Origin of the sequence: Porphyrobacter sp. AAP82 (assembly GCF_000331285.1) — a bacterium.
Taxonomy (GTDB): Bacteria; Pseudomonadota; Alphaproteobacteria; order Sphingomonadales; family Sphingomonadaceae; genus Erythrobacter.
On sequence record NZ_ANFX01000032.1, the window covers coordinates 182,027 to 196,387 of the forward strand.

Sequence of the window (14,361 nt, forward strand, 5' to 3'; positions counted from 1 at the left end):
AGGCGCGATGCCTGCCATCGTGGAACCAATCTCACCCATATTACGTTTGCAATCGATCGTAATAATTCATGGTGGACAAACGATCCGACAAGGCGGATGTTCGCAGGCGCAACATAGGGGACGAATCATGCTCCACCACCTCTCCCGGGCAGCCCGCTTCCTCCTCCTCGGCCTCGCCGCGCTGCTGGTGACAGCATGTTCCGGCGGGGAAGAAGAGGCCGCCGCGCCCAAGACCGAATTCGCCATCGGCTGGTCGATCTATGCCGGGTGGATGCCGTGGCCCTATGCGCAGCAGGCCGGGATCGTGAAGAAGTGGGGCGACAAATACGGCATCACGATCAGGTTCGTGCAGGTCAACGACTATATCGAGAGCGTCAACCAGTACACCGCCGGCAAGATCGACGGGGTGACGGTCGCCAACATGGACGCGCTGACCATCCCGGCCGCGGGCGGCAAGGATACCAGCGCGATCATCCTCGGCGACTATTCGAACGGCAATGACGCGGTGCTCCTGAAGGGCGCGGAAACGCTTGCGGGGATCAAGGGCCGGCAGGTCTATCTCGCCGAACTCTCGGTTTCGCACTACCTGCTCGCCCGCGCGCTCGAGACCAGCGGCCTCAAGCTCGCCGACGTGAAGACCGTCAACACCTCGGATGCAGACATTGCCGCCGCCTTCGCCTCGCCGGAGGTCACCGCCGCGGTCGCCTGGAACCCGCAGGTCACCACCATGAAGGGCGTGGCGGGCACCAAAACGGTGTTCACCAGCGCCGACATTCCGGGCGAGATTCTCGATCTGATGGTGGTCGATACCGCCACGCTCAAGGCCAACCCCAACTTGGGCAAGGCGCTTGCGGGGATCTGGTTCGAGACGATGGCGCTGATGGCGAGGCAGGATGCCGAAGGCGCCGCCGCGCGCGCCGCGATGGCGAAGCTTGCAGGCACCACGCCGGAAGCCTTCGAGGGCCAGCTTGCGACCACTTTCCTCTACACCGATCCCAAGGCGGCGGTGGCCGCCATGCAATCGGGCGATCTGCTCACCACCATGACCCGCGTGCGCGATTTCAGCTTCGCGCAAGGGTTGTTCGGGCAGGGGGCGCAGTCGGCCGATGCGGTCGGGATGGAATTTCCGGGCGGCAAGACGCTGGGCGACAAGGCCGCGGTCACGCTGCGCTTCGACGACACCTACATGAAGCTCGCCGCGGACGGAAAGCTCTAGGCCCGTGCGCTGGGTGACCGCCAATCCGGGGCGGCGCGGCGCTTTGCTGCTTGGCGCGGCGCCGCTGCTGGTGCTGGCACTGGGCTATGTCATCGCCGCCGCCGCGCGCCATGCCGATAACCCCGCCGACAAGATCCTGCCGCTTCCCGGCGCCATGGCCGCGGCGATGGCGGGGCTATTGTTCGAGCCTGACCAGTTGTCCGGCCAGTATCTGTTCTGGGCCGACACCCTCGCCAGCCTGTGGCGGCTCGGCGCGGGGCTGGGGATCGCGACGCTTTGTGCGCTGCTGGTCGGCCTCTTGCTGGGCGCGCTGCCGCCGGTAAGGGCGACGCTCGGCCCGCTGGTGACCGCCATCGCGGTGATCCCGCCGATCGCGCTCCTCCCGATCCTGTTCATCGTCTTCGGGCTTGGCGAGACCGCCAAGGTGGCGCTGATCGTCATCGGCGTTGCACCTTTCATGATCCGCGATGTCGCGGGCCATATCGGCGCCCTGCCGCGCGAACAGGTGGTCAAGGCGCTCACCCTCGGCGCGAATTCCTGGGGCGTGATCCTGCGCGTTGCCCTGCCGCAATCGCTGCCCCGCCTGTTCGAGGCGCTGCGGCTGTCATTGGGCCCTGCCTGGGTGTTCCTGATCTCGGCCGAGGCGATCGCCGCCGATGTCGGCCTCGGCTACCGCATCTTCCTCGTGCGCCGCTATCTCGCGATGGACGTCATCATCCCCTATGTCGCATGGATCGCGCTGCTGGCGGTGGTGATGGACCTCGCGCTGTTCCACGGCAGCCGCCGGCTGTTCGGCTGGGCCCACGCGGGAGGGCGCTGAGCGATGCTGTCGCTGCGCAACATCTGGGTCGAATATGGCGATAAGGTCGTGCTCGAACGCGTCTCGCTCGACATTGCCGAGAAGAGCTTCGTCTCGATCATCGGCCCGTCGGGCGCGGGCAAGAGCAGCCTCTTGCGCGTCATTCTCGGGCAGGAAAAACCGAGCCGCGGGCGGATCACATTGGACGATGCGCCGCTGCCGACCGAATGCGGACCGGACCGCGGCGTGGTGTTCCAGCGCTATTCGGTCTTCCCGCATCTGACGGTGCTGGGCAACACCCTGCTGGGGCTCGAATTTGCCGCCTCGCCGATTGCCGCGCGGCTGTTCGGCAGCGCAAGGCGCGCGGCCATTGCCGAGGCCGAGGCGATGCTCGAGCAAGTGGGCCTTGCCGACAGCCGCCACCTTTATCCCGCACAGATGTCGGGCGGGATGCAGCAGCGCCTGGCCATCGCGCAGGCGCTGATCAAGCGGCCGCGCAACCTGTTGCTCGACGAGCCTTTCGGCGCGCTCGATCCGGGCATCCGGGGCGACATGCACACGCTCATCACCCGCCTGTGGCGCGAAAATGGCCTGACCGTCATCATGGTCACCCACGACATCAAGGAGGCCTTCGGGCTCGGCACCCGGGTGCTCACGCTCGACAAGCGCCGCCACGATCCGCACGCCCCGCAGCGCTACGGGGCCGGCGTGGTCTATGACCTCGAACTGACCCGCAAACAGGCCGGAGCCGTCCCGCTGGCCGCAGCGGCGGAAGAGGTCGGTATTACGATTGACACATTAGGTAATAATTGAGATGCCGGTCCTATGAGCTCCTCCGAACCCACCGGGCCCGTATCAGCAGGATTGGCGCGCCTGTCCATGAGCCTGCCGGCAAACCTGTTCCGCCAGCTCGACATGATGGTCGAAGAGCGCGGGCTCCCGTCGCGCTCGCAGCTGATCGCCGAACTGATCCGCCATGCGCTCGCCGAGCACGAGGCGCTGACGCGGCCCGACGAGACGCTCGCGGGGACGGTGACGATCGTCTACCAGGGCGGCGGCGGGCGAGTCCGCCAGCAGCTTGCCGAGACGCAGGGGGATTACCTCAAGGAGGTGATCTCCTCGCAGCACGTCTTCCTCGAGGAAGACCAGTCGCTCGAAGTGCTGCTGGTGCAGGGCCCGGCGGTGCGGCTGAAGCAGCTGTGCGATGCCTTGCGGGCGATCCGCGGCGTGCAGCAATTGCAGCTGGTCACCACCACCGCGCTGCTCCCGCCGCTGCACGAGCAGGACGTGCTCCCTGGCGCCATTTCTCCTCGGGAGGCGGCCGAATGAGCGCGACCGCCGATCCGAAAGCCGCCCGCGAACACGCCCGCGCACAAGGGAACACGCGGGTCGAGACCATGCCGGTCCTGCCCCCCGTGGTCGACGATCTGCCCGAGGGCGTGGCGGCGGCCGATCTGGTGTGGGAAGAAACCGTCGCGCCCGGCGGCTACACCTCGCGCCGCATCGCAAGGGGCACCCGGCTGCGGCTGATCGACAAGGCGGGCGATGCCTGCGCGAGCCTCAACATCTTCAACGCCGAGATGCCGACCGAGCGATTGAATGTTGCCGACACGGTCAAGGTCCAGTGGAATGCCTATCTGGGCGCGGGCAAGCTGCTGCTGTCGGACATGGGCCGCGTGCTGGCGAGCATCGTGGAAGACGGCGCGGGGAGGCATGACACCTTCTGCGGTGCCTCCAATGCGGCCGCTAACCTCAGGAAATACGGCGAAGGCCGCAATTCGGGCGCTTTCCCCAACGGGCGCGACCGCCTGATCCTGGGCGCGGCCAAGCACGGGCTGACCCGGCGCGATGTCCACCCTTGCGTGAACCTGTTCAAGGGCACGCGGATCGAGGCTGACGGCAGCATCACGCCCCTCGTCGGCCCCTTCGCGCCCGGCCGCACGGTGGTGCTGCGCGCCGAGATGGAGGTGATCGTGGTGATCGCCAACTGCCCCCACGTGCTCGACCAGCGTCCCGAATATGCCTCGACCCCGCTGCGCCTCACCGCATGGCGCGCAGGCGTGACGCCGGAAGATGATCCTGTGCGCACCGCCACGCCAGAGGGCCTGCGCGCCTACCTCAACACCGAGGACTACTACCGCCGCTAACTTCGACTGGATGCACGATAAAAATGACCGCAGACCCGGCCCTCTCCGGCCTCTCAGGCTCCATTCTTCACGACGAGATCGTGCCCGCGCGCGCCCCGTGGCTGCACCATGTGCGGGAGGGCGAGGTGCTGCGGATCGTCGATCTGGAGGGCAACCAGGCGGTCGATTTCCTGATCTACGCCGCCGCCGACGATGCCGAGCGTTACTCGGCGCAGGATACCGTGGCGGCGCAAGGCAACCTGTTCCTCAGGACCGGCAGCGTGCTGCTCTCGAACGAGGGCAATCCGCTGATGACCATCATCGCCAGCGCGGTCGAATATCACGACACCATCGGCGGCGCGTGCTCGTGCGAATCCAACACCTTGCGCTACGGGCATCACACCAGGCACCAGCACGCCTGCGTCGACAATTTCCTCGAGGCGAACTTGCGCGAGGGGCGCGGCAAGCGCGACATCGTCTCCAACATCAACTTCTTCATGAACGTTCCGGTGGAGGATGACGGCACCCTCGGCATCGTCGACGGCATCTCCGCGCCGGGGCTGACGGTGGACCTCAGGGCCGAGATGGACGTGATCGTCGTCGTCTCCAACTGCCCGCAGATCAACAATCCCTGCAACGGCTTCAACCCGACGCCGGTGCGCATGATCGTCGCCCAGATGCCCGCAGCGTGACGTTGGGCACCATCCTCATCGCCAACCGGGGCGCGATCGCGACGCGGATCATCCGCACGGCGAAGCGCATGGGCTTGCGGACGGTGGCGGTCTATTCGGACGCGGACGCAGGCTCGCTCCACGTCAGCGGGGCGGACGAGGCGGTGTACATCGGGCCGGGGCCGGCGGCGCTTTCCTACCTGAACGTCGCGGCGATCCTGGCTGCGGCCGAGCAGACGGGCGCAGGCGCGATCCACCCGGGCTACGGCTTCCTTGCCGAGAACGCCGACTTCGCCGAGCAATGCGCCGCTGCGGGAATCGCCTTCATCGGGCCGACCCCGGACAACATCCGCACCTTCGGGCTCAAGCACTCCGCCCGCGCGCTGGCTGCGGCCCACGGCCTGCCGCTCGCCCCCGGCACCGGGCTGCTGACCGGCGCGGACGAGGCGGCTGAGGCTGCGGCGCGGATCGGCTATCCTGTCATCCTCAAGGCCACTGCCGGCGGCGGCGGCATCGGCATGCGCATCTGCGAGACCGCAGCGCAGCTGCGCGAAGGCTTTGCCGCCGTGGTCCGCCAGGGCGAGGCGAGCTTCGGCGATGCCGGCGTGTTCCTCGAACGCTATGTCCCGCGCGCGCGCCACCTCGAGGTGCAGATTTTCGGGGACGGGCAGGGCCGCGTGATGGCGCTGGGCGAGCGCGATTGCTCGCTCCAGCGGCGCAACCAGAAGGTCGTCGAGGAGGCGCCCGCGCCGTGCCTCTCCGATGCCACGCGCGAGGAACTGATCGCCGCCGCCGTGCGGCTCGGGGAGGCGGCCGGATACCTGAGCGCGGGGACGGTCGAGTTCCTTTACGACGCGGCGCGCGACGATTTCTTCTTCCTCGAAATGAACACCCGCCTCCAGGTCGAACACGGCGTCACCGAGGAGGTGACCGGCATCGACCTTGTGGAATGGATGATCCGCGGCGCAGCGGGCGATTTCGCGATGCTGGATGCGCCCGCGCCGCAGACCTGCGGCCACTCGGTCCAGGTCCGCCTCTACGCCGAGGACCCGGGACAGGATTACCGCCCGACCGTGGGCACGCTCACCAATGTCGCCTTCCCTGCCGATATCCGCGCCGAGACCTGGGTGATGGCGGGCAGCGAGGTCAGCGCCTTCTACGATCCGATGCTGGCGAAGCTGATCACGCGGGGGGCAACCCGCAAGGAGGCCATCGCGAAGATGCAGGCCGCGCTTGGTGCCAGCCGCGTGGACGGGATCGAGACCAACCTCAGGTGGCTGCGCGAGGTGGTGCGGCATGAAGGCTTCACCAGCGGCAATGTCTCCACTCGGCTCCTCGAAGGCGTCGCCTACCAGCGCCGCGCGATCCGCGTGATCGGCGGGGGGACGGCGAGTTCGGTGCAGGACTGGCCCGGGCGGCTGGGGCTGTGGAACGTCGGCGTGCCCCCCAGCGGCCCGATGGATGACAAGAGCTTCCGGCTCGGCAACCGCATCCTCGGCAATCCCGAGGGTGCCGCGGGGCTCGAAGTCACGGCAAGCGGCCCGACCCTGCTGTTCGAGGCTCCGGCCACGATCTGCCTCACCGGCGCGGATTTCGGTGCGACCATCGACGGCGAGCCAGCCCCGCGCGGCGAGCCGATTGCCATTGCCGCAGGCCAGACCCTTGCCATGGGCCGCGCGAGCGGCGGGGGGATGCGCGGCTATATCCTGGTCGCGGGCGGGCTCGATGTGGTGCCCTATCTCGGCTCGGCTGCAACCTTCACCCTCGGCCAGTTCGGCGGCCCTGCCGCGCGCGCGCTGGTGGCGGGCGATGTGCTGCATCTGGGCGAGGGGGCGAGAGGCGAGCCCGCCCCTGCGGCGCTCCCCGAACTGGGGCGGGAATGGCAGCTGCGCGTCCTCTACGGCCCCCACGGTGCGCCCGATTTCTTCACGCCTGCCGATATCGACGCCTTCCTCGCCGCCGATTGGCAGGTCCACTACAACTCCAACCGCACCGGCGTCCGGCTGGTCGGCCCCAAGCCCGAATGGGCGCGGCGCGACGGGGGCGAGGCGGGGCTGCACCCGTCGAACATCCACGACAATCCCTACGCCATCGGCGCGGTCGATTTCACCGGCGACATGCCGATCATCCTCGGCCCCGATGGCCGTTCATTGGGCGGCTTCGTGTGCCCCTTCACGGTGATCGCCGAGGATCGCTGGAAGATCGGGCAGCTGAGCCCCGATGACCGCGTGCGCTTCGTTCCCGTCAGCATCGCCGATACCGCCGCGCCGCGCGCGCGCGCCGGGCTTTCGCCGATCCTTGCCGAACTGCCCGCGAGCCCCACCCGCCCGCGCACCACCTATCGCCAGCAGGGCGACCGCAACATCCTCGTCGAATATGGCGAGATCGTGCTCGATATCGAACTGCGCATCCGCATCCATGCGCTGATGCAGGCGCTGGAGCGACAAGCGCTTCCCGGCGTGATCGACATCACCCCCGGCATCCGCTCGCTGCAACTGCATTTCGATGGCGAGCGGCTCGACCAGGCCGGCGCGCTCGCGGCGCTGATGTCTGCCGAGGAGGCGATGGGCGATCTTGCCGGTTTCGAGGCCCCCTCGCGCATCGTCCACCTGCCGCTGAGCTGGCGCGATCCGGCGACGCAGGAGACCATCGACAAATACATCGCCGCCGTGCGCGACGATGCGCCGTGGTGCCCCGACAACATCGAATTCATCCGCCGCATCAACGGCCTGCCCGACGCCAAGGCGGTCGAGGAGTTGATCTTCGATGCGAGCTATCTGGTTCTGGGCTTGGGCGACGTTTATCTGGGCGCGCCCGTCGCCACGCCACTCGATCCGCGTCACCGGCTGGTGACCACCAAATACAACCCTGCGCGCACCTGGACCCCGCCCAATGTGGTGGGGATCGGCGGGGCCTATATGTGCATCTACGGGATGGAAGGGCCGGGCGGCTACCAGCTGTTCGGGCGCACCATCCAGGTGTGGAACACGCATCGGCAGGAGGGTGCTTTCACCGAAGGCAAGCCGTGGCTGCTCAGGTTCTTCGACCAGATCCGCTTCTTCCCCGTCAGCGCCGGGGAGCTTGCCGAGTGGCGGCGCGACTTCCCCCACGGGCGGCGCTCGATCCGCATCGAGGAGGCCACCTTCCGCCTCGCCGATTACCGTCAGTTCCTCAAGGACAACGCCGCCAGCATCGCCGCCTTCGAAGGCGCCCGCCAGGCGGCCTTCGATGCCGAACGCGCGGCATGGGAAGCGAGTGGCGAGTTCGACCGCGTCAGCGCGCTGCTCGGCGCGGACAGCGGCGCGGGGGATGCCGCGGCGATCGAGGTCCCCGAGGGCGCGGACCTCATCGAGGCGCCGTTCGGCGGGAGCGTGTGGAAACTGCTCGTCAGCCCGGGGGACGAAGTGGCCGAAGGCGAGGTGATCGCGGTGATCGAGGCGATGAAGATGGAATGCCCCTTTGAGGCTCCGGCGAGCGGTACAGTCGAGGCGGTCTATATTGCCGAGAGCCAGTCGGTGCACCCCGGCGCGCCGATGCTGGCATTGCGGAGGGCCTCGTGAGCGCCTTTGCCCGCCTCAGCGCCGGCGCGATTGCGCAAGGCGTCAACAGCGGTGCGACGACGGCACTCGCCGTGATGGAAGAGACCGTCGCGCGCCTTGCCGCCTATGACGCGCATCAGCCGCAGGTGTGGATTGCCCGCGCCGATCCTGCCGCCTTGCGCGCGGCCGCCGCCACCGTCGACGCGCGCGTGGCAGCGGGCGAGCGCCTGCCGCTGGCGGGCGTGCCCTATGCGGCAAAGGACAATATCGACGTTGCAGGTCTCGAGACCACCGCCGCCTGTCCGGCCTTCGCCTATGCGCCTGCGCGCTCGGCAACGGTGATCGCGCGGCTCGAGGCGGCAGGCGCGATCTGTGTCGGCAAGACCAATCTCGACCAGTTCGCCACGGGCCTTGTCGGCACGCGCAGTCCCTATGGCATTCCGAGAAACGCCTATAACCGCGACTATGTGAGCGGCGGGTCCTCCTCGGGCTCGGCGGTGGCGACGGCGGCGGGGCTGGTGGCCTTTGCGCTGGGCACCGACACGGCGGGATCGGGGCGGGTGCCGGCGGCATTCAACCATCTCGTCGGTTTCAAGCCCAGCAAGGGCCGCTGGAGCACGCGCGGGCTGGTGCCTGCCTGTCGGAGCCTCGATTGCATCACGGTGTTCACCGATGCGCTCGCCGATGCCGCGCTGGTCGATGACGTGATCGCCGGGTTCGACGCGCAAGACGCCTTCTCGCGCCCGCGTGCCGATGTGGCGCTCGGCGGCCGGCGCATCGGCGTGCCGCTTGCGGGTCAGCGCCAGTTTTTCGGCGATGTCGAGGCCGAGTTCCTCTATGACCGCGCGCTCGCGGCGCTGGCGCAGGTCGGCGAGCTGGTCGCAATCGACATCGACCCGCTGCTCGAGGCCGCGCAGCTGCTTTACGGCGGTCCGTGGGTGGCCGAGCGCACCGCAGCCGTGGCGGCGCTGCTCGAAAGCAACCCGCTCGCCATCGACCCCGTGGTGCGCGAGGTGATCGCACCGGGCTCGGCGATGAAGGCGACCGAATTGTGGAACGGCATCTATCGCCTCGCCGAGCTCGCCCGGGCCGCCGAGGGCATGTGGGAGGGGGTCGATGCGCTCGCCTTCCCGACCACCGGCACGACCTACCGGGTGGCCGAACTGCTCGAAGCGCCAGTGGCCTTGAACAGCAACCTCGGGCGCTACACCAATTTCGTCAATTTGTTGGATATGGCCGCCATCGCCGTCGCGGCGGGGACGAAATCCAACAGCACCGGCTTCGGCATCACCCTGATCGGCCCGGCCCATACCGACAAGGCCCTGATCGAACTTGCGGGTGCCTATCTGTCCGTAGCCGACCTGAAGCCCCTCCCGCCACTCGACCTTGGAGACCGCATGGACACCGTCAAACTCGCCGTCGTCGGCGCCCACCTCGAAGGCATGCCGCTGCACTGGCAGCTCACCAGCCGCAATGCGAACTTCGTTGGCGCGGCCACCACTGCGCCCGCCTACCGGCTCTATGCGATGGCCGATAGCGTGCCCCCCAAGCCCGCGCTGGTGCATGTCGGCGAGGGCGGGGCGGAAATCGCGCTCGAGGTCTACGAGCTCGACCTTGCCAGCTTCGGCAGCTTCACCGCCGAGGTCCCCCCGCCGCTCGCCATCGGCACCGTGACGCTTGCCGACGGCAGCAGCGTCAAGGGCTTCGTCGCCGAGCCGCGCGCGCTGACGGGGGCTGAGGACATCACCCATCTGGGCGGCTGGCGCGCCTACATCGCATCGCGGTAGCGACATGGCGGGGCGGATCCTCGACTGGCTGAAACGCGAGGGGGGCGATCCCGCATCCCCCGAGGCCGATGCGCTCGCCCGCCTTGCCGCCGCGAAGGATGCCGCCGAGGCTGCCAACGAGGCCAAGACCCGCTTCCTCGCCAGCGTCGCCCACGAGATCCGCTCCCCGCTCAACGCCATCTACGGCTATGCCCAGCTGATCGAACGCGCCGAGGGCCGGGACGCGCTTGCCGCCACCCGCGTGATCCGCCGCAGCGCCGAGCATCTCGCGCACCTTGTCGAAGGGCTGCTCGATATCGCGCAGGTCGAAGGCGGGGCGATGTCCCTTGCGCGCGAGGCGATCCGCTTCCCCGAGTTCCTCGACCAGCTGATCGCGATGCTCGATCTGCAAGCGCAGGCCAAGGGTCTCGCGCTGGTGCTGGAGCGGCCGGAACGCCTGCCCGAGTTCGTTCACGCCGATCCCAAGCGGCTGCGCCAGGTGCTGATCAACCTCATCGCCAACGCGATCAAGTTCACCGACCACGGGACAGTGACGCTCAAGGTCGACTACCGCAACGAGCTGGCGACCTTCACCGTGATCGGCACCGGCATCGGTATCGCGCCCGGCGATGCGCAGCGCATCTTCGCCCCTTTCGAGCGGGTCGGGGGCCCGGCGGCCGAGCGGCCCGGCGTGGGTCTCGGTCTCGCCATCACCCAGGCGCTGGTGCACATCATGGGCGGCGAGATCCGGCTCGACAGCGTGCCGGGCGAAGGATCGCGCTTCACCGTGCGGCTGATGCTCTCGCAGCCGCACACGCCGCCGTGCGAACCGGCTCCGCAAGCCGGTGCTGTCACCGGCTATATCGGGCGCGAGCGCTGGGTGCTGCTGATCGATGATGACGCGGCGCACCTTGCCATGGTCCGCGGACTGCTCGAGCCGCTGGGCTTCCAGGTCTGCACCGCCAGCGACAGCGAAACCGCGCTGGCGCTGGCCGCACAGTTCCAGCCCGATCTGGTACTGTGCGATGTGGCCTTGGGGGCCGAGAACGGCTGGGCGCTCGCCGCACAGCTGCGCCGCCGCCACGGCGCGGCGCTCAGGATCGTGATGCTCTCGGGCGAGGCCCCGCTCGCCGAGGGCGAAGGAGCCGATCACGACAGCTTCGTCATGAAGCCCTTCGCCTTCGAGACCCTGCTCGATTGTGTCGCGGGCCAGCTCGGCATCGAATGGGTGCGCGCCGCCGGAGAGCCGCGTGCCGCTGCTCCCGAAATGCCGGCCGCCCGCGCGCTTGCGCGGGTCATCGCGCCGGCCGCCGCCGCGCACTGCGCCGAGATCGAGCGGCTGGTGCGCATCGGCCATGTCCGCGCGATCGAGGCCGAGATCGACCGCCTCGCCGCGCTCGCCCCCGAAACCGGCGAGATCGCCGAAAGGATGCGCGCGGCGCTCGACAGCTTCGATCTGAAAGCGCTCGCCAATCTTGCCAGAGCGGTGCAGGCCGATGCCGCATAGGGACACGATCCTCGTCGTCGACGACAACCCGGAATCGCTCCGGTTCCTGGTCGACACCCTCGATGCCGAAGGCATGACGGTGCTGATCGCGCGCAGCGGCGAGGCGACGCTCGAACTGCTCGGCGAGGTCCAGCCCGATCTCATCCTGATGGACGCGGTGATGCCCGGGCTGAGCGGGATCGAGACCACCACGGCAATCAAGCGCGCGCCCGGGACCGCCCATATCCCGGTGATCTTCCTCACCGGCCTCAACGATCCCGAACATGTCGTCGCCGCGCTCGGCACGGGCGGGGTCGATTATGTGCGCAAGCCGATCATCGTCGAGGAACTGCTGGCGCGCATCCGCGTCCACCTTGCCAATGCGCGCGGCGCCTACCGGTCGCGTCTGGCGCTGGGCTTTGCCGGGCGCAGCCTTGCAGCGCTCGGCGAGGGCGGCGTACTGACCTGGTCGACCCCGCAGGCAGAGAGCCTGTTCGTCGCCATCGATCCGGCCTGGACCCCCGAAAACGCGGCTCTTCCCGAAGCGCTCGGCGAAGCGGTCGCCGCGCTGGTTGCGGGCGAGCCGGTGCAGCCGGCCGCAAGCATCCGCGCCAGCGTGCGCGGCATGGAGATCGACCTCGTGCTGCTTGGCAGCGACCGGCCGGGCGAGGTGCTCCTCAAGCTCACCGAAGTGCGCGAGGACGGCAAGATCGCCGCGCTTCAGAAGCAGGCCGGCCTCACCCGCCGCGAGGCCGAAGTGCTGCTGTGGGTGAGCTATGGCAAAACCAACAAGACGATCAGCGAAATTCTTGGTATAAGCCCGCGAACGGTCAACAAGCACCTCGAACAGGTGTTCCGCAAACTGGGGGTAGAAACCCGTGCGGCGGCGACAGCGATTGCTGTCAGACTCATGTCTGACTGACCGGCTACAGTGTTATAACTCAGTTACTTGCTTCGGGTTCGCACAGGTCTACGTCATTTGCCCACTTCCTCGCGCGCGCGAGGTTGTCATGGCTGGTGGCGCAGGATTTGAACGTTTTTTCAGCAGGGGTGCGTCATGGCCGGAGTTCAGGTTGGCAAGCGGATCATCGGGGCCGATGCGCCCGTGACCGTCGGCTGGGAGAATACCGGCAGGGTCGAAGGCGGACCGGTCAAGCAGTTCGTCTTCACATATTTCCAGCCCGTCATGCTCTTTGCGGCGATTGCCTTCTGGTATTACGCGCCCAACTGGCTTGCCGTCGCTTCGACCGCGATTGCCATCCGGCTCGGCTGGACGGTGCTGCTGCTGGCGCTCGAATGGGTCAATCCGCGCTACAACAGCTGGCAGCTGACGTGGAAGGAGTTTGCCACCGATCTGTTCTATGTCGCGCTCGGCATGACCTTCCTGCGCATGGTCGATGCCTACATCGGCGACGGCGCGATAATCGAGGCGGTGCAGGGCGCGTTTGACTGGAAGAAGTTCGACTGGTTCACCGGCCTGCCGCTGCTGGTGCAGGCCGTGCTGATCTCGATGATCTTCGACTTCGGCCAGTACTGGATGCACCGCGCGATGCACAACTGGCACCCGCTATGGCTGACCCATGCGCCGCACCACTACATCACCCAATTGAATGTCCAGAAGGGCGCGGTCGGCAATCCGGTCGAGCTGTTCCTGATCGGACTGGGGATCGGCGGCTTCTTCGACTTCCTGCCCCGCGCCTTCCTGCTGGCGGGCGCGATCGGCATGACCGTGGGCGTCTACCAGCACATCAACGTGCGCTTCAACACACCGCGCTGGTGGCGCTTCATCTTCAACACCACCGAACACCACTCGGTGCACCACTCGCAGGATTACGAGGCGACCCGCAGCAACTATTCGGGGACGTGGATCATCTGGGACCGCATTTTCGGCACCTGCGTCGATGGCGAGGCGGAACAGCTGGGCATGGAAGGCGGACGCCGCATGGATATCGGCGAGACGATGGTGTTCCCCTTCCGCGAAGGCTGGCGCGACACGAAGGCGTGGTTTGCCAAGCGCCTTCGCGGCGGTAGCGGGGGCGCGATGCAGCCCGCGCTGGAACCTGCCGAGTGACCGGGACCGCCGGAACGCTCGAAGCGCCGCGGCGGGCGGTCACGGGGCTCAAGCTCCCGCTCATCGACAATATCTGGCGCGTGCGCGGCGAGGTGCCGATCGATCCCGGGATGCCCGCGGCCGAAGCCTTTGCGCGGATCGATCCGCTGCTGCGAATCCCCGGCACCGATGTGTCGGAAGAGGGCGGGGTGCTGACCTACACCAAGCGCAACCCGCAGGCGCAGGACAAGCTGGCGACCTTCACCCGCGGGCGGATGTGGATCGAGCAGGCGGGCGCGGGCGCGGTGCTGCGCTTCGACCTGTTCAGCCATGCGCTGCTGCTGTGCTTCCTTGCGCCGCTGCTGTTCCTTGGCTTTTCGCAGCTGGCGATCACCATCAAAGCCTGGGAAGCTGCCGACACCGAGGCCGGTGCTAAGGCCGAGAAGAAGGACGAGAAGAAGCCGCCTGCGGCAAAGACCCTCAATCCGGTCGACGAATTCCTCGGCGCGCCCGCGCCCGAAGATCCGAGCAAGAAGAAGAAGGACAAGAAGAAGGACGCCAAGGACAAGGAGGGCCGTCATTCGCCTGACGAGGGCTATGTGCTCGCGGGCATCTTTGCGGCGGTCTATCTGTTCGGCCGCCGGCTCGAACCCTTCCTCGTGCGGCGGCGCCTGCGTGCCGCGCTGGCCGGCCCGCCGCCGGCCTAGA

At 67.9% G+C, this 14,361-nt stretch carries 12 protein-coding genes; all 12 read left to right on the plus strand.

The window, feature by feature from the left end; all coding sequences use genetic code 11:
- Positions 1–127 precede the first annotated feature (127 nt).
- The 12 genes from D620_RS0110810 (at position 128) to D620_RS0110865 (ending at position 14,360) form a co-directional block, all read left to right on the plus strand.
- A complete protein-coding gene (locus D620_RS0110810) occupies positions 128–1,216 on the plus strand; it encodes a putative urea ABC transporter substrate-binding protein (protein WP_017665826.1) in 1,089 nt (362 codons plus the stop codon).
- A 4-nt stretch (positions 1,217–1,220) separates the two neighbouring features.
- Complete coding sequence (locus tag D620_RS0110815; RefSeq protein ID WP_017665827.1) at positions 1,221–2,036, plus strand: ABC transporter permease; 816 nt, start codon at positions 1,221–1,223, stop codon at positions 2,034–2,036.
- 3 nt (positions 2,037–2,039) lie between these two features.
- A complete protein-coding gene (locus tag D620_RS0110820; protein ID WP_017665828.1) occupies positions 2,040–2,828 on the plus strand; it encodes an ATP-binding cassette domain-containing protein in 789 nt (262 codons plus the stop codon).
- 66 nt (positions 2,829–2,894) lie between these two features.
- The gene (locus D620_RS15215; RefSeq protein ID WP_017665829.1) at positions 2,895–3,344 is read left to right on the plus strand and encodes a CopG family ribbon-helix-helix protein; all 450 of its coding nucleotides are present in this window, start codon (positions 2,895–2,897) and stop codon (positions 3,342–3,344) included.
- Positions 3,341–4,162: an urea amidolyase associated protein UAAP1 gene (locus tag D620_RS0110830; protein ID WP_017665830.1), complete on the plus strand. Its 822-nt coding sequence runs from the start codon at positions 3,341–3,343 to the stop codon at positions 4,160–4,162. Before D620_RS15215 ends, D620_RS0110830 begins: the two co-directional genes overlap by 4 nt.
- Positions 4,163–4,185: 23 nt before the next feature.
- A complete protein-coding gene (locus tag D620_RS0110835; RefSeq protein WP_017665831.1) occupies positions 4,186–4,833 on the plus strand; it encodes an urea amidolyase associated protein UAAP2 in 648 nt (215 codons plus the stop codon).
- Positions 4,830–8,372 (plus strand): urea carboxylase, encoded by a 3,543-nt coding sequence (uca, locus tag D620_RS0110840; protein WP_026092142.1) that lies wholly within the window; start codon positions 4,830–4,832, stop codon positions 8,370–8,372. The genes D620_RS0110835 and uca overlap by 4 nt, the downstream gene beginning before the upstream one ends.
- The gene (gene atzF / locus D620_RS0110845; RefSeq protein ID WP_017665833.1) at positions 8,369–10,138 is read left to right on the plus strand and encodes an allophanate hydrolase; all 1,770 of its coding nucleotides are present in this window, start codon (positions 8,369–8,371) and stop codon (positions 10,136–10,138) included. Before uca ends, atzF begins: the two co-directional genes overlap by 4 nt.
- A gap of 4 nt (positions 10,139–10,142) precedes the next feature.
- Positions 10,143–11,624 carry a hybrid sensor histidine kinase/response regulator gene (locus D620_RS15220; protein WP_017665834.1) on the plus strand — a complete coding sequence of 494 codons (1,482 nt, stop codon included), beginning with the start codon at positions 10,143–10,145 and terminating at the stop codon, positions 11,622–11,624.
- Entirely contained in the window at positions 11,614–12,525 is a 912-nt protein-coding gene (locus D620_RS0110855) for a DNA-binding response regulator (protein ID WP_017665835.1), read from the plus strand. Before D620_RS15220 ends, D620_RS0110855 begins: the two co-directional genes overlap by 11 nt.
- A 135-nt stretch (positions 12,526–12,660) precedes the next feature.
- Positions 12,661–13,674 carry a sterol desaturase family protein gene (locus tag D620_RS0110860; RefSeq protein ID WP_017665836.1) on the plus strand — a complete coding sequence of 338 codons (1,014 nt, stop codon included), beginning with the start codon at positions 12,661–12,663 and terminating at the stop codon, positions 13,672–13,674.
- Positions 13,671–14,360: a hypothetical protein gene (locus D620_RS0110865; protein WP_017665837.1), complete on the plus strand. Its 690-nt coding sequence runs from the start codon at positions 13,671–13,673 to the stop codon at positions 14,358–14,360. The genes D620_RS0110860 and D620_RS0110865 overlap by 4 nt, the downstream gene beginning before the upstream one ends.
- Position 14,361 lies beyond the last annotated feature (1 nt).